Below are 21311 nucleotides of genomic sequence, written 5' to 3'. Positions count from 1 at the left end.
CACCGAGAGGACCCCCGGTGACCACCACCCAGACCCCACCGGATGCCGCCGAGGCCCAGGTCACCGAGCGCCTCTCCACCCTGGACCGCTACCTGCCGCTGTGGATCGGCGCGGCGATGGTGGCCGGGCTGCTGCTGGGCCGCATCGTGCCCGGGGTGGGCGAGGCGCTCAACACCGTGCAGGTGGACGGCATCTCGCTGCCCATCGCCATCGGCCTGCTGGTGATGATGTACCCGGTCCTGGCGAAGGTCCGCTACGACCGCCTCGACACGGTGACCGCCGACCGGCGCATGCTGGGCAGCTCCCTGCTGCTCAACTGGGTGCTGGGCCCGGCGCTGATGTTCGCCCTGGCGTGGATCTTCCTGCCCGACCTGCCCGAGTACCGCACGGGCCTGATCATCGTCGGTCTGGCCCGCTGCATCGCGATGGTCATCATCTGGAACGACCTCGCCTGTGGTGACCGCGAGGCCGCCGCCGTCCTGGTGGCGATCAACTCGGTCTTCCAGGTGGTCATGTTCGGCCTGCTCGGCTGGTTCTACCTGGCCGTCCTGCCCGGCTGGCTCGGCCTGGACACCACCGGGCTGGACGTCTCGATGTGGCAGATCGCCAAGAGCGTGCTGATCTTCCTGGGCATCCCGCTGGTGGCCGGCTTCCTCACCCGCCACCTCGGGGAGCGCCGGATGGGCCGCGAGCGCTACGAGAACCGCTTCCTGCCGGCCATCGGCCCGTGGGCGCTGTACGGGCTGCTCTTCACCATCGTCGTGCTCTTCGCCCTGCAGGGTGAACAGATCACCTCGCGCCCGCTGGACGTCGCCCGCATCGCGCTGCCGCTGCTGGCCTACTTCGTCCTCATGTGGGGCGGTTCGTACGCCCTGGGCCGGGCGCTGGGGATGGGGTACGAGCGCACCACGACGCTGGCGTTCACCGCCGCGGGCAACAACTTTGAGCTCGCCATCGCCGTCGCGATCGCCACCTTCGGACTCACCTCCGGTGAGGCCCTGGCCGGTGTGGTCGGGCCGCTCATCGAGGTGCCGGTGCTCGTGGGGCTGGTCTACGTCTCCCTCTGGCTGCGCCGCCGCCTGTTCACCGCACCGTCCGCCTCGTCGACCACCGCAGGAGCCCGCTGATGACCACCTCCGATGCCGTGCCCCCCACTCCGTCGACGACTGGCCGCGGACCGGGCGACCGCCCCGCCGTCATGTACGTCTGCGTCCACAACGCCGGCCGCTCGCAGATGGCCGCCGCGTGGACGCGCGCGCTGGGCGGCGACCGCGTCGAGGTGCGCTCCTCGGGCTCCCAGCCGGCCGAGGCCGTGAACCCGGCCGCCGTGGAGGCGATGGCGGAGGTCGGCATCGATGTGGGCGCCGTGGCCCCGCGCGTGCTCAGCCGCGAGGACATGGAGGCCTCCGACGTGGTGGTCACCATGGGCTGCGGCGACGAGTGCCCGTACGTGCCCGGGGTGCGTCGCGAGGACTGGGCGCTGGACGACCCGGCTGGGCGCCCCGTCGAGGAGGTCCGTCCGGTGCGCGACGAGATCCGGCGGCGTGTGGAGGAGCTGCTGCGCTCCCTCGGCGTGGAGCCGATGGCGTGGCCGCGGCCGCAGGAGCGCGTGGTGACCTTCGTGTGCTCGAGCAACCGGGGCAAGTCGCAGATGGCCGCCGGGCTCATGCGGCGTCTGGTCGTGCCCGGCGTGCAGGTGCTCAGTGCCGGCGTGGCCGCCGCGCCGTGGGAGAAGGGCGTCAACGGGGAGTCGGCGGAGTCGCTGGGCCTGGTGGGCGCCTCGCTGGCCGGGGAGCACCCCAAGCAGCTGACGCCGGAGCTGGCGGCGGCGAGCGACGTCATCGTGCTGGTGGGCGACAACGCGCAGCTGCCGGCGGAGCTGGAGGGGCACCTGCCCGGTGACGTGCGCCGGTGGAGCACCGAGGAGCCGTCTGAGCGCGGACTCCAGGGCGCCGAGCGCATGGCGGCCCTGCGCGACGAGATCGACGGCCGGGTGCAGGCGCTGGCGGACGAGCTGCGCTGAGGCACCGGTGGACGCGGAGGCGGACGTCGTCGTCATCGGCGGCGGGCAGGCCGGACTGGCCACGAGCTACTGGCTGCGGCGCGCCGGCATCGGGCACGTGGTGCTCGACGACGCCGACGGGCCGGGTGGCGCGTGGGCGCGGATGTGGCCGAGCCTGCACGCGTTCAGCCCGCCGCAGCACTCGTCGCTGCCCGGGTGGCTCATGCCGCGGTGGACCGGTGAGGGAGCGTTCCCCTCGCGGCAGCACGTGGCCGACTACCTGACGGCGTACGAGGAGCGCTACGAGGTGCCCGTCCAGCGGCCCGTGCGGGTCGATGCCGTGCGGCGCGAGGGCGAGCGACTGGTGGTCGAGGGGCGACGCGAGGGCGAGAGATCGGCCTGGTGGGGGCGGGCCGTGGTGAGCGCCACCGGCACGTGGTCGCGGCCGTTCTGGCCGAGCGTGCCGGGCCTGCGGGAGTTCGCAGGCGCACAGCTGCACTCGGCGCAGTACCGGGGGCCGGAGTCGGTGCCGGGCGGGCGGGTGCTCGTGGTGGGTGGAGGCAACACCGGGGCGCAGCTGGCGGCGGAGCTCGCGGCATCGCGCGAGGTGGTGTGGGCGACGCAGCGTCCGCCACGCTTCATGCCGCCCGAGGTGGACGGACGGGTGCTCTTCGACGTGGCCACAGCACGGCGGGCCGCCCTCGATGCCGGCCGTCCGGACGACGGCGGGGTGGGGACGCTCGGCGACATCGTGCAGGTGCCGGAGGTGCGCGCGGCCCTGGCCGAGGGGCGCTTGGGTGCCGTGCCGATGGTGGCGCGGCTCACCGCATCGGGCGTGGTGTGGGGCGAGGAGGCGGCGGAGGCGGCCGGTTCCACGTGGAACAGCCCGCCCGTGGCGCCGGGCGAGGAGCTGCCGGTGGACGCCGTGCTGTGGTGCACGGGGTACCGACCGGCGCTGGCCCACCTGCGACCGCTGGGGGTGCGCGGTGAGCGCGGGCACGTGGCGGTGGCACCGGGGTCGATGACGCGGGCCGCCGGGGAGCCGCGGCTGCACCTCATGGGCTACGGAGACTGGACGGGGCCGGCGTCGGCGACGCTCATCGGAGTGGGGCGGCCCGCACGCGCGGCGGCGCGGGAGATCGAGGAGGTGCTGCGGTGAGCGGGGCGGGGTCGGACGGTGCGTGGGGCGCGGTCGAGGCGTACCGACGGTCGTTCGGGGCGCTGTGTGCCGGGGTGCACGACCTGCTGCTGGACGCGCTGCCCGCCGGGCGGGTCCTGGACGTCGGGTGCGGTCCGGGCGGGCTGCTGGGACGGGCGCTCGACCGAGGGTGGGACGTGGCGGGGGTCGACCCCTCACCCGCGATGGTGGCCTGCGCCGCGCGCGTGGCACCCGGACGGGTGGAGGTCGGCGGGCTCCCGCGCCTCACGGTGGCGAGCGGGAGCCAGAGCGGGGTGGTGGCGAACTTCGTCGTGAACCACCTCGGCCACCCGGTCGACGGGGTGCGCGAGATGGCGCGCGTGCTGGCGCCGGGCGGACGCGTGGCGATGACGGTGTGGCCGGCAGGAGGCGCCGGGTGGGGTGGGCTGGTGGGCGAGGTCTTCTCCGCAGCGGGCGCACGGGAGGTGGCGCCGGAGCGACTGCCCGAGGAGGTGGACTTCCCGCGGACCCCGCAGGGCCTGGCCGGCCTGTGTCGGGAGGCCGGGCTGACGGTGCGCGAGGCCCGGACCGTGGAGTGGGAGTGGGCGGTGGCCCCGGCGGACCTGTGGGCGGGTGTCGAGGCGGGGATCGCCGGGCCCGGGCGCAGGTTCCTGGCGCAGGACCAGGCGACCCGGGTGCGGGTGCGGGAGGCGTGGAGGGTTCGGGCGGGAGCCCGGGCGCAGGGTGGCGTGCTGCGCTTCTGGAACGAGGCGGTGCTGGTGGTGGGTGAGCACCGATGAGCGGATGTCCACAGGGTCCGCTGGCCGGGCAGCCCCAGCATCACACCGTTCACATGTTCGATGCACGGGTTGCACTTGATGCAATACATGTACTATTCTTGAGGTAGCCGGTCGGACAGGGGGTCCGACCCTCGGTGAGCCACGAGGGGGTGGTGTACGTGCCCAAGACGATGCCGGAACGGTTCCCACAGGACGCGGGTGCGCCACCCCGCGTGGTCGACGGTGGCTCGACCACAGCCCCGATCGCGCCGGGGCAGCCGCCGGGCAGCGCCGGCGCCTGGCACGAGGTGACCGAGGCGTTCGCCGCCGCGGACCAGGCCGTGGACCGACTGCTGGCCGCGCTGACCGCGGCCGGCTCCGAGGAGGACCTGCCCGTCAGCCCCTCGGAGCTCGAGTGGTTGACCCGGACCGCCACGCGCTTCGGGGACCGGGGCCAGCAGGTCCGCGTACGCTCCCACTCGGTGCTGGCCACCGCGCGCCGGGCCGGGCGGGCCGTGCACGACGACGACGCACAGTTCGCGGCGGCAAAGAACGCCCGCACCTCTGGCGGGACGCGGCGCGACGCGGTACTGGCCGAGGCACTCGCGGAGCCCGTGGGCCCTCCCCCGTCTCCGGGGACCACGTCGGACGAGGCGGGAAGTCCCTCGACCCCTGAACCGGGGCCGCCCACCGCGCCGGGACCGCGTCCGTTGGCACGCGCGCTCGATGCGGGGCTGCTCTCCCAGGAGCACGCGATGGTGGTCCTGCAGGAGCTCGACGCCCTCCCCGCAGACGTGGACCCCGCACTACGACTCCGGGCCGAGGAGGTGCTCGTCCGCAAGGCCGAGCGACTGACTCCTCGTTCGTTGCGCCGGGCGGCTCGCCGCGTCCTGGGAGAGCTGGGCGTGCCGGAGGCCGTGGTGGACAGCCACCAGGACGAGCGCGTGCGCACTCAGGAGCAGAAGGCGTGGGAGGCCGCGTCCTTCTGGATGCGCGACAACGGCGACGGCACCGTCCACGGGCGGTTCACCCTCCCCGCGCTCCAGGGCCACATGCTCGGCAAGGTGCTCGATGCGCTCGTGGCACCGCGGCGACTGGCGCGCAAGGACGCGACGGACAGGACCCCAGTCGAGACTGCGGGGCCAGAGGCAACCGGGAGGGAGCACCTCTCGTGGAAGGACCGGCAGGTCGACTGGGCCCACGAGAAGGGCAAGGCCCTCTGCGAGCTGATCGACCACCTGCCCACCCACGAGTTGGGCGGTCGGACCAACGTCACGGTGCTGGTGACCACCACCCTGGAGACCCTGCGCGGTGAGACCGACCGAGCCGGCCTCACCGACACGGGGGTCGAGGTGTCTGCCGGCGAGGTGCGCCGACTGGCTGCCGGCGCGGGCATCGTCCCGGTGGTCCTCGGCGGCGACTCCGTCCCCCTCGACCTCGGGCGACGGACCCGGTTGTTCACCGAGACGCAACGCCGGGCCCTCGCCCTGCGCTACACCGAGTGCGCCGAGGAGAACTGCGATCGACCGTTCGCCTGGTGCGAGGTCCATCACGTGGACCCCTGGGGGTCCGGGTCGGCCCGGGGCGGCCCCCCGGGCGGGGCCACGGACCTGGTCAACGCCCTCCCCCTGTGCGGCCGGCACCATCGGCGGCTCGAGGACCCCTCGCTCACCCACACGATCACCTGCGACGGCGAGGGCCGCGGGGTCCTGCGTTTCCACCGGCGGGGCGGGCGGAGCAGGAGGGCGGACCAATGAGTGGACACCGCCCGCCCTGCCGTCGACCCACACGGGTCGGTCAGGTCGCTCATGCTGCCCAGGACACTCGGGCCGCTCAGGCCGTGGTGACCCCGTGGCGGGAGCAGGACGCCGTCCACCCGCGTGGCGTCACCTGCACCACCATGCGCCGACGGCAGGCAGGGCAGTACCGGGGCGGCTCCAGCTCGAGGCGCCGGGTGCAGGTGTCGTGCCCGGCATCCGCGAGCGGCTCGCCGCAGTGTCCGCAGTACGTGGGATGGACGGCGTGGGCGTCAGGGGTGGCGGCGCCGGCGTCGGCACCCCTCCCACCGCCGGCCACGACCCTCGGACCCTCAGCCGCCACGTCAGATGGTCTTGCTGAGCGCCTGGATGGGCATCTTCAGCTCGGCCAGCAGGTCGAGGTCCTGCTGCGGGTCGCGACCCAGCGTCGTGAGGTAGTTGCCCACGATGATCGCGTTGATGCCGCCGGTGAGGCCCTGGCGGGTCCCGAGCTCCCCGAGGGTGATCTCACGGCCGCCGGCAAAGCGCAGGATGGTGCGCGGCAGGGCCAGGCGGAAGGCGGCGATGGTGCGCAGCGCGTCCTGGGCCCCCATCGGCTCCAGGTCGCCGAACGGCGTGCCGGGGCGCGGGTTGAGGAAGTTCAGCGGCACCTCGTGCGGCTCCAGGGCCCCCAGCTCGGCGGCGAGCTCGGCGCGCTGGCGGACGGACTCGCCCATGCCCACCAGGGCGCCGCAGCACAACTCCATGCCGGACTCGATGACCATGGCGCAGGTCTCGAGGCGCTCGTCGTAGGTGTGGGTGGTGACCACCTGGTCGAAGTAGGAGCGCGCCGTCTCGAGGTTGTGGTTGTAGCGGTGGACGCCCATCTCCACCATCTGGTCCACCTGCTCCTGGGTGAGCATGCCCACCGAGACCGCGATGTCGATGTCCACCTCGGCCTTGATGGCGGCGATGGCGTTGCGCAGCTGGTCCATGAGGCGCTCGTCCGGACCGCGCACGGCGGCCACGATGCAGAACTCGCTGGCCCCGGTCTCCTTGGTCTCCCGGGCGGCCTTGATGAGCTCCTTGACGTTGAGCCACACCGCGCGCACCGGGGAGGTGAACTGCCCGGACTGGCTGCAGAAGTGACAGTCCTCCGGGCACCCGCCGGTCTTCAGCGAGACGATGCCCTCGACCTCGACGCCCTCACCGTTGTGACGCACCCGCACCTCGTGGGCCAGGGCCAGCAGCTCCTCCACGCGCTCGTCGGGGAGGTTGAGCACCTGCTCCACCTGGTCGGCGTCGAGGCCCACGCCGCGCTCGAGCACCTGCTCACGGGCGACGGCGAGGATGTCCCCGGAGTCGGCGGGGCGGGCAGCGGTCAGGGTGGTGGCGTCCGTCATACGGACCAGTGTGACCCACGGCACGCAGCGGCCGGCACCCGGGGCCGGGTGTCTCGGCAATCCTCGTGTGCGAGGCTGGTTGCACCGAGAGTCGTGACCGCACCAGCACCAGCACCAGCACCGAGGAGAACCTCGTATGACCACCCGTCTCACGCCGCGCCTGCTCCCGATCGGAGTCGGCCTGCTGACCCTGGGCCTCGCCCTGTTCCTGTGCGTGTGGTTCTCCACGGACATGGCTGCCATCGACGCCATGGAGCAGGGTGGCCCGGACGCCCCCGGGATGACCACGGCCGAGCTCACGGCGATGCTCGCCTCGCCGGCCCTGCTCCTGGCGGGCCTGGTGCTCGCCCTGGTCGGCTGGGCCCGCCGGGAGGCACCTGCAGGAGCCAGCACACAGCGCCGGTGACCGGAGGCAGGGACAGGCGGTGCACGCTGCCCCGGAGGCAGGGGCACGGGTGGCGCACGCTGACCCCGGGCGCGCGGACAGAGGCGGTGCACGCTGACCCGCCCCCGCTGGCCACAACGGTTCCACCCCTCCGCAGTATCCGGTGCACGGTGTTGCACACAGTGCCGGGGCCGGGCATCATGTGTGACACAGCGCACCGGGTACTTGCCTCCGCCCGGCACGACCCCACCCTCGACGAGGAGCAGGCACCGATGAGCCACTACAAGTCCAACGTCCGCGACCTGGAGTTCAACCTCTTCGAGGTGTTCAACCGCCAGGAGGTGCTCGGTCAGGGCGTCTTCGAGGAGGTCGACGCCGACACCGCCCGGGAAGTGCTGTCCGAGGTGGCCCGCCTGGCGGAGAACGAGATCGCCGCCTCGTTCGCCGAGGCGGACCGCAACCCGCCGGTGTTCGACCCGCAGACCCACTCCGCGACCATGCCCGAGGCGTTCACGAAGTCCTACCGGGCGTGGGCCGACGCAGAGTTCTGGCGCCTCAACTTGGAGCCCGAGCTCGGTGGCACCCTGGCCACCCCCAGCCTCAACTGGGCCATCGCCGAGATGGTGCTCGGCGCCAACCCGGCCGCGTACATGTTCTCGGCCGGCTTCAGCTTCGCCAACATCCTCTTCCGCAACGGCACCGAGCAGCAGAAGAAGCTCGCCCAGCTCATGATCGACCGCCAGTGGGGCGCCACGATGGTGCTCACCGAGCCCGATGCCGGGTCCGACGTGGGCGCCGGCACCACCAAGGCCGTGCAGCAGCCCGACGGCACCTGGCACCTCACCGGCGTGAAGCGGTTCATCACCAACGGTGACGCCGACTTCTACGAGAACAACGTGCACTTCGTGCTCGCCCGCCCCGAGGGCGCCGGCCCCGGCACCAAGGGCCTCAGCCTGTTCATCGTGCCGAAGTTCCACGTCGACCTGGAGTCCGGCCAGATGGGTGAGCGCAACGGCGCGTTCGTCACCAACATCGAGCACAAGATGGGCCTCAAGGTCTCCACCACGTGCGAGCTGCGCTTCGGCGAGGACCCCGACGTTCCTGCCGTCGGCACGCTGCTCGGCGAGGTGCACGACGGCATCGCGCAGATGTTCCAGGTCATCGAGTACGCCCGCATGATGGTGGGCACCAAGGCCATCGCCACCCTCTCCACCGGCTACCTCAACGCGCTCGAGTACGCCAGGAGCCGCGTGCAGGGCGCCGACATGCTGCAGATGGGCGACAAGGCCGCCCCGCGCGTGACCATCACTCACCACCCGGACGTGCGCCGCAGCCTCATGCTGCAGAAGGCCTACGCCGAGGGCCTGCGCGCCCTGGTGCAGTACACCGCCACCTTCCAGGACACCGCCCACGCGTGGCGCGCCCAGAACCCCGGCGCCGAGCCCGAGGCCGGGTCCGAGGCGGCGATGGCCGACCGCATCAACGACCTGCTGCTGCCGCTGGTGAAGGGCGTCGGCTCCGAGCGGGCGTGGGTGCTGCTGGGCACCGAGTCGCTGCAGACCTTCGGCGGTTCGGGCTTCCTGCAGGACTACCCGCTGGAGCAGTACGTCCGCGACGCCAAGATCGACACCCTCTACGAGGGCACCACGGCCATCCAGGCCCAGGACTTCTTCTTCCGCAAGATCCTGCGCGACCGCGGCGAGGCCCTCGGCGCGGTGGCCGGTGAGGTGCAGGCCTTCCTGCAGGCCGGCGGGGCCGAGGAGCTCGCCGGTGCCCGCGAGCAACTCGGCAAGGCCCTGGCGGAGCTGCAGCAGCTGCTCGGGCTGCTCACCGGGTGGGCCCAGGCCGCCCAGTCCGACCCGCAGGAGCTCTACAAGGTGGGCCTGCAGTCCACCCGCCTGCTCATGGCCGCCGGCGACGTAGTGATCGGCTGGCTGCTGCTGCGCCAGGCCCAGGTGGCCTCCGAGAAGCTGGCCGCGGGCGCCGCCGGCGAGGACCGGGACTTCTACACCGGCAAGGTGGCCGCCGCGCGCTTCTTCGCCACCGAGGTGCTCCCGCGCATCGGGGCGGACCGTCGGGCGGCCGAGGCGACCGGCCTGGACCTCATGGAGCTCCCCGAGAGCGCCTTCTGAGCCCGGGCGGCCGAGACCACCCGGAGGGTGACCGCGCCCTCCGGGACCGCACCGGGAGCCCGACCACGACCGGTGGTCGGGCTCCCTCCCTCCACCCACGGAGTGACGGCCCCCGCCGGGACGGCCGCCTAGCGTGAGGTCGATCCCACCCCCACCGCGTCGTCCCGGTGCCGCACACCCCGTGCCGCCACCCGCGCCGCGCCATCAGAAGGAGAGCACCATGCGTACCACCCGCACCCTCGCCCTGCTGACCTCCGGCCTCGTCGCGGTCGGCACCCTCACCGCCTGCGGTGGCACCGACCCGCTGAGCAACGACGAGGCCAAGGAGGTGCTGCTCACCGAGGACAACTTCCCGCTGGACGGCTACAAGCGCGGCACCGTCGAGGACGGCGAGGCCAAGGACGAGGCCATGGACGTCTCCGAGATGGAGAATGGCCTCAAGCAGCTGGGCGAGATCAGCGAGGAGTGCCAGAAGGCCCTCGACGATCTGGACGGCCTCAAGGCCTCGGACCACATCGACCAGGGCGCCTCGGTGGACTTCACCAAGGGCCAGTCCAACGTCTCCGTCATCGCCGCTGGTGTGAAGGACGACGGCAAGAAGCTGCAGGACGCGTTCGCCACCCTGGGTGCGCACTGCGACGACATCGAGAAGTCCGAGGGGGGTCTGTCCGTGAAGATCGGCTTCGATGAGGTGGACCAGGACGACTTCAAGGGCACCCAGATCACCGTCGACGCCATGGGCCAGAAGAAGGAGACGACCATGGGCGGTCGCCTCGTCGGCGAGAACTTCGTCGGTGTCTTCGGCAGCGACGTCAGCAAGGACGACGTGCTCAAGGTGGCCGACGCGCAGGCCAAGGCCATCGAGGACAAGTGAGCCTCGGGGCCACCCGGCCCTGACCACCGCGAGGGGGCGGTCCACACACGGTGCGGACCGCCCCCTCGGCGTGCACGCGGCTCTGCCACACTCGCGGCATGACCTCCCTGCGCCGCCCCGCCGCCGTGCTGACCGCCCTGCTCACCGTGCCCGCCGTCGCCGCCTGCGGTGGCGGCCCCGACGCCCTCGACGACGCCGCCGCCGAGAAGGCCCTGCTCAGCCAGGACGACTTCCCCCTCGACGGCTTCACCCGTGGCGAGGTGACCACCGGCGTGCAGAAGGCCACCGACTTCGACCCCTCCACCCTCCCGGACACCGACGAAACGTGCCACAAGGCCCTCGAGGACTTCAGCGCCGTGAAGCCCGAGGAGTACCTCTCCAGCTCGGCCTCCGCCCGCTTCGAGGACGGCAAGGACAAGAGCGTGGACCTGCAGGTCTCCGGCACGAGCAAGGAGCCGGAGAAGCTCATCGAGATCACCCGCGCCCTCGGGGAGTGCAAGGAGGTCAAGAGCTCCGGCGGCGGGGTGGACCTGACCACGTCCTTCGAGGAGTTCGAGAACGACGACGTGCGGGGCGTCCGCGTCCGCTCCGAGGCCGGTGGCCAGACGCAGGAGATCTGGATGGGCGGCCGCACGGCCGGCGACAACGTCGTCTACGCCACCGCCACCGGCGTCTCCGAGGACGACCTCGCGAAGGTCGTCAACGAGCAGGTCTCGACGATCGAGGACTGACGCCCGAGGTGACCCGGCGGCCGGGCGACGCCCCCGGCCACGCCCGCCTCACCACCGCCGCGCGGCGAGCACGGGGAAGTCCTCCCGCTGCTGCGCCGTGTGCGCGGGGTCGAGGACGGCGCGCAGCACCTGCTCGCCGTCCCCCGCCTCGGCCAGCACGCTGCCGGCGGCGTCGACGACGACGCTCGCCCCACCCATCTCGTGGTCGCCGGCGTGGGTCCCGGCCGTGTTGCACGCGATGACGGGCATCTGGTTCTCGATGGCGCGCGCCCGCAGCAGGGTGCGCCAGTGCTCGCGGCGCGGCATCGGCCACGCGGCGGGGATGACGAGCAGGTCGGCCCCGGCGTCGAGACCGGCGCGGAAGAACTCGGGGAAGCGCAGGTCGAAGCAGGTGGCCAGGTGCGCGGTGAAGCCCTCGATCGGCACCGTCACCAGGTCGGAACCCGCCTCGATGGTGCGCGCCTCGCCGCTGCTGAAGCCGAAGCGGTGCACCTTGCGGTAGGTGGCCCGCAACGCCCCGTCGGGGCCGAACACCAGCGAGCTGTTCCACAGGTCCTTGCCCTCCGGGCCGGGCTCGGCGCTGCGCTCCACGGTGGACCCGGCGTGCAGGTGCACCCCCGCGTCGCGGGCCGCGGCAGACATCGCCCGCACCACCGCCAGGGCGGGGTCGTCCGGGCCGTCGGCGGGCACCGTGCCCACGGCGGGCACCTGCTGGGCCCGCTCCGCCCAGTGCTTCACGTCGAAGCCGCCCACGGGCCACAGCTCGGGCAGCACCACGAGGTCCTGCCCCGCCTCGGCCCGCACCATTCCGGCCACGCGCTCGATGCGGTCGGCCATGGCCTCGTCGTCGCCGTAGGACACCTGGATCACGCTGACGGAGAGCTCGCTCATCCTCCGCACGGTACCGGCAGCGCCCCCGGGCCGACGGGCCACCGGGGGCGCTGCAGGGCAGCGGGTGCGGCCGGTCCGGGGAGGCGGCCGCACCGGGTCAGGGCCGCGGGTTGCGCCCCATCCGCGAGAGCTGCTCGTTGTACGCGCGCAGCTCGGCGTCCTCGTCGCGGGCGGCCTTGCGGTCGTAGCGGCGGCTCTCCCGCTCGTCGCTGTTGGACCACTCCAGACCCACCATGATGGCCAGCACCACCACCGGCAGCTCGCCGATGCCCCACGCGATGCCGCCGCCGAGCTGCTGGTCGGCCACGAGGTCCTTGACGTACGGCAGGTCGATGGTCTGGAAGAAGTCCGGCGCCAGCAGGTAGGTGCCCATCATCATGGCCACGCCGAAGAAGGCGTGCCCGGCCAGCGTGGCCAGCATGACCACCAGGCGCAGCGGGGCGGGCCACTTGACGCCGCCGGGGTCGGGGCCGGCCAGCGTCCACACGAACAGGTAGCCCACCAGCAGGAAGTGCGCCACCATCGCGACGTGCCCGCCGTGGGTGGTGAGCGCGATCTCCAGCGCGGGCGACCAGTAGAAGACCACCAGCGAGACGAAGAAGAGCAGCGCCGCCACCACCGGGTGGCCGATGAACTGCGCGTAGCGCGAGTGCACGATGCCCAGCAGCCACTCCCGGGGGCCGATGGTGCGGTCCTTGCGGGCCGGCAGGGTGCGCATGGCCAGGGTCACCGGCGCGGCCGGCACGAGGAAGAACGGGATGGCCATCATGAGCGTCATGTGCATGACCATGTGCATGGAGAACATGACGCGGCCGTAGACCGTGGGTGCGCCGTTGACCACGTAGAGGAAGAGCAGCCAGCCGAAGACCCACAGCGGCAGCCGGTACCAGGGCCAGGCGTCGCCGCGGCGGCGCAGGCGCAGCCACCCCCACGTGTACAGGGCGATGGCCACCACGCCGATGGTGGTGAACAGCCACTCCACCTGCCAGGCCGTGAACCAGCTCGATGCCGTGAGCGCGGGCGGGCGCGGGTAGCCGGTGAGCGCCACCGCCGGGTCGCCGATGGCCTCGCCGGTGAGCTCGGGCACGGGGGTGGGTGTGCGGGCCAGCGCGGAGCCGAGGCCGGCGGCCACGGCCATGACGAGCAGCTCGAGGGTGGCCAGGCGGGCGAACAGGCCACCGGCACGCTCGGCGGCGGGGCCCTCCCCGACCTCGGTGGCCCCCGCCCCGCGCTCCGCCTGCTCGAGGCGGGCCACCACCTGGCGGCGCATCACCGCGCCGAAGACGCCGAGCACCACCAGGAGCCCCACCTTGGCCAGCAGCAGCTGGCCGTAGGCGGTGGTGAGCAGGTCGCCCCACCCCACGCGGAGGCTGGCGTTGAGCACGCCGCTGAGCCCGGTGACCACGAAGGCGCACAGCGCCACCACGGAGTAGCGACGCACGGCCACCGCGCGGTCCTGCCCGAGGCCGCTCCACAGCAGCGCCAGCCCGAGCAGGCCGCCCACCCACACGGCCACGCCGATGAGGTGGCCGCCGTAGCCGTTGACGGCGGCGTCGTGGTCGAGCGAGCCGCCGGAGTGGCCGGTGAAGGCCAGCGGCAGGGTGGCCCCGATGGCCAGCCAGAAGGCCCAGTGCAGGCCGCTGCGCCCGGTGCTCCAGGCGCACAGCGCCGCCACCACCAGGGCCAGGATGCCGGTGAGCTGGAACTGCACGAGCAGTCCGAGGTCCCACCAGAAGGCGAAGTACTGCTGCCAGAAGCCCTCGGCCCCGATGGGGGTGCCGAGCACCTCGGAGAAGGTGAGCACCGCCAGCACCCAGCTGGCCAACCCCCACAGGAGCGACCCGACGAGGGCCACGCGCCCGAGCAGGGCCAGACGGTGCGTGGACCGCCGTTCGGGGACCACGAAAGCCGCGACGCCGAGCGCACCGACGGTGGTGACCATGCCGGTCATGACCAGCGCCCGGACCACGGGCAGGGCCCAGCGGACGAATGCCCCCGCATCGACCAGGAGGAGCTGCCGCGTGGCGCCGCTCAGCCAAGAGGCACCCACCGCCGTGACCGCCATCAGCAGCGCAATGGCGCCCAGAGCAGCCCACGGGGCACGCTGGCGGGCTGACTCCTGCACTGCGGGAGCGGGGTTCTCCGGCGATGCCGTGGGGCGGGGCGGGGACTGCTGGGACTCGGACATCACCGACACAGCGTAGTTTGTCGGCTCTTCCGATCTGAGTGTGTAGCAGTGGTGGTGTGACCGACCAGACCAGCGCCCACGACCCGCTGAGCTACCTGCCGCTGGGCATCGAGGTGGCCGAGGGCTGAGTGACCCGCCTGCCGAACGCCCGAGATGCGCACTGGTGCGCATCTCGGGCGTTTCCGTCTGCGGTGTGTGGGTCGATCAGGTGGTGGCTGGGCGCAGGAGCTCGGGGCAGCAGCCGGGGTCGGGCCAGTCGGCGAAGTCGACGCCCATGCGCTGTCGCCATGCCTCGGCCTGGTTGTCGCACTGCTCGGTGTCCCAGACCGGGTGGGGGTGGCGTCCGACTTCCACGAGGCGGACATCGACCCCGGCTGTGGTGAGGGCGTTGGCGACACGTTGGGTAACGTATTGGTAGCCCGTGTCGCCGGGGTGGTAGACGTCGCTCCCGTCCCAGCCCTGGGGCGTGGGGTCGGTGCAGTAGGACTCGATCGTCCACGCGGCAGGCATTCGCACCACGCGCACGTGTTCGTCGTGGAAGTCATCGGAGTAGGCCGGTGAGGTGCCGGTGATCTCCAGGCCCCACCAGGCGCCGGGCTTGATGGCCTGCACCTTCTCCGAGGGTGGCGGCAGCTCGTGGAAGGTGACGCCGGTGGCGCCGATGGCTTCGATCGCGTTCTTGAAGGAGTCATGGACGACGGTGCCGATGATGTCCACCGGGACGCCGAGTTCGTGCAGCCCGATGGCGCTCGTCAGGTCACCCTTGAGGGTACGGCGATCGGTGGTCTCCAGGTGGCCGCCGCGGTGCACCAGCCCGTTGCCCATGTACTTGTCCTGCAGGAAGAAGTGCGGCTCGGTACGCGTGATCATCAGAAGTGGATCCTGTAACCAAACTCCGCACTGAGCTTCCGTGCGAAGTTGAACGTCTCAAGCTGCGTTGCTGTGCGATTGCGACCGATCCACTCCTCCCACTTTTTGTTGTAGGCGTAGGCTTCGCGGCGGTGCTTGTTGAGTTGCACCCACGAGCCGTAGGTGGGGTTGTGGATGTTGAAGCGCCTCGAGTCGAAGAATGGCGAGAACTTCTTGGGGAAGACGTGGTGGGCGTCGAAGTCCGCCATCCGGTTGTGTTCCTTGTTGGTTTGCACCTTGAGGTTGTAGCGGAAGTTCGCCGATGTCATTGCGCGGAAGTTCATGCCCCCGCAGTCAGGGTGCTCGAGGTCTCCACCGCGAGTTTGCTGCAAGGCCTCGAGGTCCAGCTGCTGTACCGTCGGGTCGGGATTGGAGAAGAACTGTCCTGCATCGAGTTCTGGTCCGTCGAAGAGTTCCCCGTCGGTCATGGGGGCGGGCTCAACGGATGGAAGCTCGACAGCAGTCTTGATGGGGGCGGAGGAGGTGTCGGAAAAGACACTCTGGGAAGCGTTGTCTGGCTTGTCCATGATGCTGCAGAGCGCGTTCGCACTGGTTGGTGCGAGGGTGGCGATCATGGTTGCTGCAATGAGCGTGAAAAGCCTTCTCACGGTGGTCTCATCTCTCGGTTGGGTTGATGTTGAGTTGAGTCTTGTGTGGGGGGGTAGGGGTGTCAAGACGTTGTGGGTCACGGTTGCGTAACACGGCTCTTCCGATCTGAGGGTGTAGCAGTGGTGGTGTGACCGGGTCGAGGTAGGGGTCGAGGTCCCCTGATGATGGGGGTTCCTACACCGACCCGACCAGAAGACCTCGACCTGCGTGAACTTACCTTTGATGCCCCTGATCTGACGACCTTCGCCCGCCTGGACGAGCTTGGCCTCGTCGCGGATGGGGCAGCGCGTGGAGCCTGACCGGGCGGGCGCTGGAATGCCGGGTGGTCGCGGGCGATGACGACGCGTTCGGCCGGCACTGCGGGGCCGAGGGCCGCCGGGTCCTGATCGATGACCCCACCCGGTTTGACGGCCTCACCGTCGTCATCGATCTGACCCCGATCCGCGACGGGACGGGTCGGGCAAGATCTCCACGGCCACCGCGGCCGGGCCGGCGATCCGCTCTACTGCGCGCGGCGGACCCCGCACACTGGCGCCAACCTGCTCATCGGCAAGCAGGCCCGCAGAATCGAGTCCCTGATCGCCGCCTACCACCACCCAGACCGGCGCGAAGGCCGGGCACGAGCAACGGCCCGACCGACGCGATCAACGGCCGCCTCGAGCACCTCCGAGGGTCCGCCCTCGGCTTGCGCACCCTGACCCACGACGTCGCCCGATCCCTCCTCGAAGCCTGCGGCTTCAGACCACGACTACACCCACAGATCGGATGAGCCAGTGTGTCGGGCCCGACCCCGCCCGCGCCCCGGGCACGCGAACGGGCCCACCCCCCGGAGGAGTGGGCCCGTCCTGCGTGGAGCGGGTGCTCGGCCGATCAGGCCTCGACGACCTGCAGCTTCACGGTCGCCAGCACCTCGGGGTGCAGGCGGATCGTGGCGGTGTGGTCGCCCAGGGCCTTGATGTGGCCGCCCATCTCGATGCGGCGCTTGTCCACCTGCGGACCGCCGGCGGCCAGGATGGCCTCGGCGACGTCGGCGGAGGTCACGGCACCGAACAGGCGACCGCTCGCGGTGGTCTTGCCCTTGACCTTGACGGCGCGGCCCTCGAGCTGCGCCTTCTGGGCCTCGGCCTCCTCCAGCGACTTCACCGCACGCGAGGCGCGGGCCGCACGGATGGCCTCCACCTGCTTCTCACCGCCCTTGGTCCACGGGGTGGCCAGGTTGCGGGGCAGCAGGTAGTTGCGGGCGTAGCCGTCCTTGACGTCGACGACGTCGCCGGGCTCACCGAGGCTGCTCACCTCGTGGGTCAGGATGATCTTCATGGCTTCTCCTCCTCGAAGTCTCTACGGCTGCGATCAGCGAGCGGAGCTCGAGTAGGGCAGCAGGGCCATCTCGCGGGCGTTCTTCACGGCCTTCGCGATCTGGCGCTGCTCCTGCACGGAGACGCCGGTGACGCGACGGGCGCGGATCTTGCCGCGGTCGGAGATGAACTTCCGCAGCAGGGCGGTGTCCTTGTAGTCGATCTTCTCGATCTTGGCGGCCTTGAGCGGGTTCGCCTTCTTCTTGACGGGCTTGGGGTTGCGCACAACGGACTTGGCCATCGTGGTGCTCTCCTTCGAAAGGTGTGGTGACGGTCAGGTCACCGGTGATTGAGAGCCCGAGCGGCAGTTCTCACCGACTGCTCGGGATGGGTGCGACCGAGGATCAGAACGGGGGCTCGTCGTAGTTCGGAGCGGCATCCCAGGAGCCCTGGGGCTGGCCGCCACCGGTGTTGCCACCGGAGGCCCACGGGTCGTTCTGCTGCTGGTTCTGCTGCGGGGCGCCGCCCTGCGGGACGGAGTTCCAGCCGCCGCCCTGGCCACCGGCGTTGCCGCCGGAGTTGCCACCGAAGCCGCCACCGCCGGAGCGCTGGGTCTTGGTGGTGCTGGCCGTGGCGTATCGGAGGGAGGGGCCGATCTCGTCGATCTCCATCTCCACCACCGTGCGGCGCTGGCCGTCCTGCTCGAACGAGCGCTGCTTGAGGCGCCCCTGGGCGATGACGCGGGTGCCCTTCTTCAGCGACTCGGCGACGTTCTCCGCCGCCTCGCGCCAGATGGAGCACCGCATGAACAGCGTCTCGCCGTCCTTCCACTCGTTCGCCTGACGGTCGAACTGGCGGGGGGTGGAGGCGATGGTCAGGTTCGCCACCGCTGCACCGTTCGGCGTGAAACGCAGCTCGGGGTCAGCGGTGAGGTTTCCGATGATCGTGATGACGGTGTCGCCGGCCATGACCGGCCTCCTTCTCTCGCGGTGTGCAGTTCCTCAGTCGTGACGGCTGGGGTGACGGTCGCGTGGACCGTCGCCTCAGACGGTCGGACGCTGGAGCTTGAAACGCAGCACGGACTCGTTGAGTCCGAGCTGGCGGTCGAGCTCCTTGGCGGTGTCCGTGCCCATGGTCAGGGTGGTGACCACGTACAGGCCCTCGGACTTCTTCTTGATGTCGTAGGCCAGACGGCGACGACCCCAGATGTCGGTCTCGTCGACGGAACCACCCTCGGCCTTCACGACGGTGAGGAGCTTCTCCACCATCGCCGGCAGGGTGCGCTCGTCGGTCTCGGGGTCGATGATCATCATCAGCTCGTACTGACGCATGCGTGAACCCACCTCCTTCGGTCTCGGCGGCCACGGTCTCTCCGTGGCAGGAGGGTCACTGTCGTCGCGCCCCACGCCCCCATGATGGCGGTCGACCGGCCCCGTCGCCCCTCCCCGTGACGGGGCCTGTGGACGACCTGACACCGGCATCGCGGCGCACGACAACTTGTGGAGTCTACCGGAGGCGGGCAGTCCTCGACGACCGCAGCACCAGCAGCGTCACCAGCACCACCCAGGCCGCCAGCCGGAGGGCCACCACCGCCGCGTAGCCGTCCTCCGGCATCCCCATGCGGGTGTTCGAGGCCCGCCCCAGGTACATCCACACGAAGACGAAGTGCAGCCCCTCCACGAGCACCCACCACAGGTGCGTCCGCCAGCCCCACCCCGCCAGCGCGACGAAGGGGACCGCCAGCAGGCCGAACTGCGTGGGCACCTCCGGCTGCAGCGCCGCGGCCACCAGCGCCCCGGCCCCCAGGGCTGCGCCCACCTCCTGGCCGGTGGTGGCGCGGCGGGCGAGCACACCGCCCAACAGGGCGCCGAGCACCAGGCCGCCCACCGCCAGGGTGGCCACCGCCCAGCCCGGCGGCGCCGCACCCAGGCCGCGCACCACGCTCCACACGCCCCCGTTGCCCGCCCCGGCGTCCCAGAACGCCAGGCCGGAGAGGCTCCGCCGGTTCCACACCAGCCACGGGACGCACACCGCCACCGCCGTGAGCACCATCGGCACCCACGCCCAGCGCAGCGCACGCGGGGCGGCCACCACACAGGCCACCGGCAGCACCACCAGTAGGGGCATCGCCAGCACCGCCAGCACCCACACCACGCCGGCCGCGGCCGCCGACCCCGTGGAGCCGCGGCGCCACAGCACGCACCCCCACACCGCGAGCGCCAGCCAGACCAGCAGGTCCGACACCATCGCCAACGGCACGAGCAGCGGGGAGAGGGCCACGTGCGAGGCCGCCCACGGGTCCGAACCCTCGGCGCGTGCCCAGTCCACGACCGCCACCACCAGCGCGGCCACCGCGAGAACGAGCAGCACCGCCCACACGGCGAAGTAGGCCTGCTGGTCGAAGCGCTGCGGCACCGGGCCCAGGGGCAGGCCGGCCAGCCACAGCAGCGTGGTGCGCACGGGCGCCACCTGGGCCATCTCGGTGCCGGGGCTGGACCAGGGCACGTGGCCGTCGTCGAGGCCGGCGTTGGCCCAGCGCACCACCGGGTCGGAGTAGCACATGCGCCAGATGAGCTGCGGGCTGCGCCAGCCGCCGGTGATGCAGTTGNACCGCGGCCGGGAACCACGGCCCCCGGACCCGCGGCAGGGCGCTCAGGGCCACGAGCACCGCGGCCGGGAACCACGGCCCCCGGACCCGCGGCAGGGCGCTCAGGGCCACGAGCACCGCGGCCGGGAACCACGGCCCCCGGACCCGCGGCAGGGCGCTCAGGGCCACGAGCACCGCGGCCGGGAACCACGGCCCCCGGACCCGCGGCAGGGCGCTCAGGGCCACGAGCACCGCGGCCGGGAACCACGGCCCCCGGACCCGCGGCAGGGCGTGGCGGCCGGTGGAGCCCCCGACCGCCCCCATGGCCAGGCGGGGCACCGGATCGGCGGCGGGGCGGGAGCGACGCCCCCGCACGGCCTGCCGCACCGCCTCGAGGCCGCGGGCCCCCTGCACACGCCTGATCCGCTCCACTGCCACTCCCGTCGGGCTCGTCCTGACGCCCCATCATCACCCGTCACACCCCCGGCACGCGGCCTACACTCGGTCGCGCGTGGAACAACCTGCCGGGCTGCGGCGTTTGTCACGCCGGAAAGCAACAAAGGGAGAGACATGTCCACTGTCCGTGTCGCCATCGCAGGCGTCGGAAACTGCGCCACCTCGCTCATCGAGGGCGTCGAGTACTACCGCAACACCCCGGCCGACGGCACCGTGCCGGGCCTCATGCACGTCGACTTCGGCGGGTACCACGTCGGCGACGTGGAGTTCGTGGCCGCGTTCGACGTCGACGCCGACAAGGTGGGCAAGGACCTCTCCGAAGCCACCCGTTCGGGCCAGAACAACACCATCCGGATCACCGACGTGCCGCACACCGGCGTGGAGGTGCAGCGCGGCCCCACCCTGGACGGCCTGGGCAAGTACTACCGCCAGACCATCGAGGAGTCCTCCGCCGAGGCCGTGGACGTGGTGCAGGCACTCAAGGACTCGCAGGCCGACGTGCTCGTGTCCTACCTGCCGGTGGGCTCGGAGGAGGCCGACAAGTTCTACGCCCAGTGCGCCATCGACGCCGGCGTGGCCTTCGTCAACGCGCTGCCGGTGTTCATCGCCAGCGACCCCGAGTGGGCGCAGAAGTTCCGCGACGCGGGCGTGCCGATCGTGGGCGACGACATCAAGTCCCAGGTGGGCGCCACCATCACCCACCGCGTGATGGCCAAGCTCTTCGAGGACCGCGGCGTGGAGCTGGACCGCACCTACCAGCTGAACGTGGGCGGCAACATGGACTTCAAGAACATGCTCGAGCGCGAGCGCCTGGAGTCCAAGAAGATCTCCAAGACCCAGGCCGTCACCTCCAACGTGCAGCACCAGTTCGAGGACCGCGACGTGCACATCGGCCCCTCGGACTACGTGCAGTGGCTGGACGACCGCAAGTGGGCCTACGTGCGCCTCGAGGGCCGCGCGTTCGGCGACGCCCCGCTGAACCTGGAGTACAAGCTGGAGGTCTGGGACTCCCCCAACTCCGCCGGCATCATCATCGACGCCATCCGCGCGGCGAAGATCGCCAAGGACCGCGGCATCGGCGGCCCGATCCTCTCCGCCAGCGCCTACCTCATGAAGTCCCCGCCCGAGCAGCGCCCGGACGACCTGGGCCGCGCCGAGCTGGAGAAGTTCATCCGCGGCGAGGTGGACAGCTGACC

At 71.7% G+C, this 21311-nt stretch carries 21 protein-coding genes and 1 pseudogene; 11 read left to right on the top strand and 11 right to left on the bottom strand.

Annotated elements, in window-relative coordinates; translation table 11 throughout:
* The first annotated feature begins 17 nt into the window (after positions 1–17).
* The 5 genes from arsB to CYJ76_RS02735 all read left to right on the top strand — a co-directional run bounded on the left by arsB (position 18) and on the right by CYJ76_RS02735 (position 5676).
* Positions 18–1127, top strand: a complete 1110-nt coding sequence (arsB, locus tag CYJ76_RS02755) for an ACR3 family arsenite efflux transporter (protein ID WP_101849187.1) — start codon at positions 18–20, stop codon at positions 1125–1127.
* A complete protein-coding gene (locus tag CYJ76_RS13145; protein ID WP_101849186.1) occupies positions 1127–2023 on the top strand; it encodes an arsenate reductase/protein-tyrosine-phosphatase family protein in 897 nt (298 codons plus the stop codon). Before arsB ends, CYJ76_RS13145 begins: the two co-directional genes overlap by 1 nt.
* Positions 2024–2030: 7 nt before the next feature.
* Positions 2031–3161: an ArsO family NAD(P)H-dependent flavin-containing monooxygenase gene (locus tag CYJ76_RS02745; protein WP_101849185.1), complete on the top strand. Its 1131-nt coding sequence runs from the start codon at positions 2031–2033 to the stop codon at positions 3159–3161.
* Entirely contained in the window at positions 3158–3940 is a 783-nt protein-coding gene (locus CYJ76_RS02740) for a class I SAM-dependent methyltransferase (RefSeq protein ID WP_180802183.1), read from the top strand. The genes CYJ76_RS02745 and CYJ76_RS02740 overlap by 4 nt, the downstream gene beginning before the upstream one ends.
* Before the next feature lie 134 nt (positions 3941–4074).
* Positions 4075–5676 carry an HNH endonuclease signature motif containing protein gene (locus tag CYJ76_RS02735; RefSeq protein WP_238138122.1) on the top strand — a complete coding sequence of 534 codons (1602 nt, stop codon included), beginning with the start codon at positions 4075–4077 and terminating at the stop codon, positions 5674–5676.
* A gap of 76 nt (positions 5677–5752) precedes the next feature.
* On the opposite strand, the gene bsaP is transcribed toward CYJ76_RS02735, so the two are convergent.
* Together bsaP and bioB are read right to left on the bottom strand one after the other, a co-directional pair.
* Positions 5753–5995 carry a biotin synthase auxiliary protein BsaP gene (gene bsaP / locus CYJ76_RS13285; RefSeq protein ID WP_083323651.1) on the bottom strand — a complete coding sequence of 81 codons (243 nt, stop codon included), beginning with the start codon at positions 5993–5995 and terminating at the stop codon, positions 5753–5755.
* Between the two features lie 25 nt (positions 5996–6020).
* Complete coding sequence (gene bioB, locus CYJ76_RS02725) at positions 6021–7058, bottom strand: biotin synthase BioB (protein WP_101849183.1); 1038 nt, start codon at positions 7056–7058, stop codon at positions 6021–6023.
* Between the two features lie 136 nt (positions 7059–7194).
* On the opposite strand from bioB, the gene CYJ76_RS02720 reads away from it, so the two are divergent.
* The 4 genes from CYJ76_RS02720 to CYJ76_RS02705 all read left to right on the top strand — a co-directional run bounded on the left by CYJ76_RS02720 (position 7195) and on the right by CYJ76_RS02705 (position 11180).
* Complete coding sequence (locus CYJ76_RS02720) at positions 7195–7464, top strand: hypothetical protein (RefSeq protein WP_101849182.1); 270 nt, start codon at positions 7195–7197, stop codon at positions 7462–7464.
* Positions 7465–7715: 251 nt separating this feature from the next.
* Positions 7716–9575: an acyl-CoA dehydrogenase gene (locus CYJ76_RS02715; protein WP_070705593.1), complete on the top strand. Its 1860-nt coding sequence runs from the start codon at positions 7716–7718 to the stop codon at positions 9573–9575.
* Between the two features lie 220 nt (positions 9576–9795).
* Entirely contained in the window at positions 9796–10449 is a 654-nt protein-coding gene (locus CYJ76_RS02710; protein WP_070705594.1) for a hypothetical protein, read from the top strand.
* A gap of 98 nt (positions 10450–10547) precedes the next feature.
* Entirely contained in the window at positions 10548–11180 is a 633-nt protein-coding gene (locus tag CYJ76_RS02705; RefSeq protein ID WP_101849181.1) for a hypothetical protein, read from the top strand.
* 48 nt (positions 11181–11228) lie between these two features.
* Here the strand turns inward: CYJ76_RS02705 and CYJ76_RS02700 are convergent, their stop codons facing one another.
* The 4 genes from CYJ76_RS02700 to CYJ76_RS02685 all read right to left on the bottom strand — a co-directional run bounded on the left by CYJ76_RS02700 (position 11229) and on the right by CYJ76_RS02685 (position 15743).
* A complete protein-coding gene (locus CYJ76_RS02700) occupies positions 11229–12071 on the bottom strand; it encodes a carbon-nitrogen family hydrolase (protein WP_070705838.1) in 843 nt (280 codons plus the stop codon).
* A 97-nt stretch (positions 12072–12168) separates the two neighbouring features.
* Positions 12169–14259: a cytochrome c oxidase assembly protein gene (locus CYJ76_RS02695; protein WP_101849180.1), complete on the bottom strand. Its 2091-nt coding sequence runs from the start codon at positions 14257–14259 to the stop codon at positions 12169–12171.
* A gap of 204 nt (positions 14260–14463) precedes the next feature.
* The gene (locus CYJ76_RS02690; protein WP_101849179.1) at positions 14464–15129 is read right to left on the bottom strand and encodes a hypothetical protein; all 666 of its coding nucleotides are present in this window, start codon (positions 15127–15129) and stop codon (positions 14464–14466) included.
* Positions 15129–15743: a DUF2380 domain-containing protein gene (locus CYJ76_RS02685; RefSeq protein ID WP_144043022.1), complete on the bottom strand. Its 615-nt coding sequence runs from the start codon at positions 15741–15743 to the stop codon at positions 15129–15131. The genes CYJ76_RS02690 and CYJ76_RS02685 overlap by 1 nt, the downstream gene beginning before the upstream one ends.
* A gap of 486 nt (positions 15744–16229) precedes the next feature.
* On the opposite strand from CYJ76_RS02685, the pseudogene CYJ76_RS12160 reads away from it, so the two are divergent.
* A pseudogene (locus CYJ76_RS12160) lies at positions 16230–16546 on the top strand (ISL3 family transposase); the annotation flags it as partial.
* Between the two features lie 101 nt (positions 16547–16647).
* Here CYJ76_RS12160 and rplI read toward each other — a convergent pair.
* From rplI to CYJ76_RS02650, 5 genes are all read right to left on the bottom strand, one after another.
* Positions 16648–17094: a 50S ribosomal protein L9 gene (rplI, locus tag CYJ76_RS02670; protein ID WP_070703327.1), complete on the bottom strand. Its 447-nt coding sequence runs from the start codon at positions 17092–17094 to the stop codon at positions 16648–16650.
* A gap of 33 nt (positions 17095–17127) precedes the next feature.
* Positions 17128–17373 carry a 30S ribosomal protein S18 gene (gene rpsR / locus CYJ76_RS02665; RefSeq protein WP_070703328.1) on the bottom strand — a complete coding sequence of 82 codons (246 nt, stop codon included), beginning with the start codon at positions 17371–17373 and terminating at the stop codon, positions 17128–17130.
* A 103-nt stretch (positions 17374–17476) separates the two neighbouring features.
* Positions 17477–18040: a single-stranded DNA-binding protein gene (locus tag CYJ76_RS02660; RefSeq protein ID WP_070703329.1), complete on the bottom strand. Its 564-nt coding sequence runs from the start codon at positions 18038–18040 to the stop codon at positions 17477–17479.
* Positions 18041–18115: 75 nt separating this feature from the next.
* Entirely contained in the window at positions 18116–18403 is a 288-nt protein-coding gene (gene rpsF, locus CYJ76_RS02655; RefSeq protein ID WP_070703330.1) for a 30S ribosomal protein S6, read from the bottom strand.
* A 175-nt stretch (positions 18404–18578) separates the two neighbouring features.
* Positions 18579–19634, bottom strand: coding sequence for a hypothetical protein (locus CYJ76_RS02650; RefSeq protein WP_144043021.1), 1056 nt, complete (start codon positions 19632–19634; stop codon positions 18579–18581).
* A gap of 595 nt (positions 19635–20229) precedes the next feature.
* Here CYJ76_RS02650 and CYJ76_RS02645 point away from each other — a divergent pair.
* Positions 20230–21309 (top strand): inositol-3-phosphate synthase, encoded by a 1080-nt coding sequence (locus tag CYJ76_RS02645; protein ID WP_101849175.1) that lies wholly within the window; start codon positions 20230–20232, stop codon positions 21307–21309.
* Positions 21310–21311 lie beyond the last annotated feature (2 nt).

The organism is Kytococcus schroeteri (genome assembly GCF_002847825.1).
Classification (GTDB): domain Bacteria; phylum Actinomycetota; class Actinomycetes; order Actinomycetales; family Dermatophilaceae; genus Kytococcus; species Kytococcus schroeteri.
The sequence above is the reverse complement of the archived record's forward strand: the minus strand, read 5'-3'. Positions and strand labels throughout refer to the sequence as shown.

What these genes read in the sequence shown, in the direction of transcription:
- CYJ76_RS13145 (WP_101849186.1), top strand. Translation starts at nt 1,127, where the DNA reads ATGACCACCTCCGATGCCGTGCCCCCCACTCCGTCGACGACTGGCCGC.
- bioB (WP_101849183.1), bottom strand. Translation starts at nt 7,058, where the DNA reads ATGACGGACGCCACCACCCTGACCGCTGCCCGCCCCGCCGACTCCGGG.
- CYJ76_RS02720 (WP_101849182.1), top strand. Translation starts at nt 7,195, where the DNA reads ATGACCACCCGTCTCACGCCGCGCCTGCTCCCGATCGGAGTCGGCCTG.
- CYJ76_RS02715 (WP_070705593.1), top strand. Translation starts at nt 7,716, where the DNA reads ATGAGCCACTACAAGTCCAACGTCCGCGACCTGGAGTTCAACCTCTTC.
- CYJ76_RS02710 (WP_070705594.1), top strand. Translation starts at nt 9,796, where the DNA reads ATGCGTACCACCCGCACCCTCGCCCTGCTGACCTCCGGCCTCGTCGCG.
- CYJ76_RS02705 (WP_101849181.1), top strand. Translation starts at nt 10,548, where the DNA reads ATGACCTCCCTGCGCCGCCCCGCCGCCGTGCTGACCGCCCTGCTCACC.
- CYJ76_RS02700 (WP_070705838.1), bottom strand. Translation starts at nt 12,071, where the DNA reads ATGAGCGAGCTCTCCGTCAGCGTGATCCAGGTGTCCTACGGCGACGAC.
- CYJ76_RS02695 (WP_101849180.1), bottom strand. Translation starts at nt 14,259, where the DNA reads ATGTCCGAGTCCCAGCAGTCCCCGCCCCGCCCCACGGCATCGCCGGAG.
- CYJ76_RS02690 (WP_101849179.1), bottom strand. Translation starts at nt 15,129, where the DNA reads ATGATCACGCGTACCGAGCCGCACTTCTTCCTGCAGGACAAGTACATG.
- CYJ76_RS02685 (WP_144043022.1), bottom strand. Translation starts at nt 15,743, where the DNA reads ATGATCGCCACCCTCGCACCAACCAGTGCGAACGCGCTCTGCAGCATC.
- rplI (WP_070703327.1), bottom strand. Translation starts at nt 17,094, where the DNA reads ATGAAGATCATCCTGACCCACGAGGTGAGCAGCCTCGGTGAGCCCGGC.
- rpsR (WP_070703328.1), bottom strand. Translation starts at nt 17,373, where the DNA reads ATGGCCAAGTCCGTTGTGCGCAACCCCAAGCCCGTCAAGAAGAAGGCG.
- CYJ76_RS02660 (WP_070703329.1), bottom strand. Translation starts at nt 18,040, where the DNA reads ATGGCCGGCGACACCGTCATCACGATCATCGGAAACCTCACCGCTGAC.
- rpsF (WP_070703330.1), bottom strand. Translation starts at nt 18,403, where the DNA reads ATGCGTCAGTACGAGCTGATGATGATCATCGACCCCGAGACCGACGAG.
- CYJ76_RS02650 (WP_144043021.1), bottom strand. Translation starts at nt 19,634, where the DNA reads ATGTGCTACTCCGACCCGGTGGTGCGCTGGGCCAACGCCGGCCTCGAC.
- CYJ76_RS02645 (WP_101849175.1), top strand. Translation starts at nt 20,230, where the DNA reads ATGTCCACTGTCCGTGTCGCCATCGCAGGCGTCGGAAACTGCGCCACC.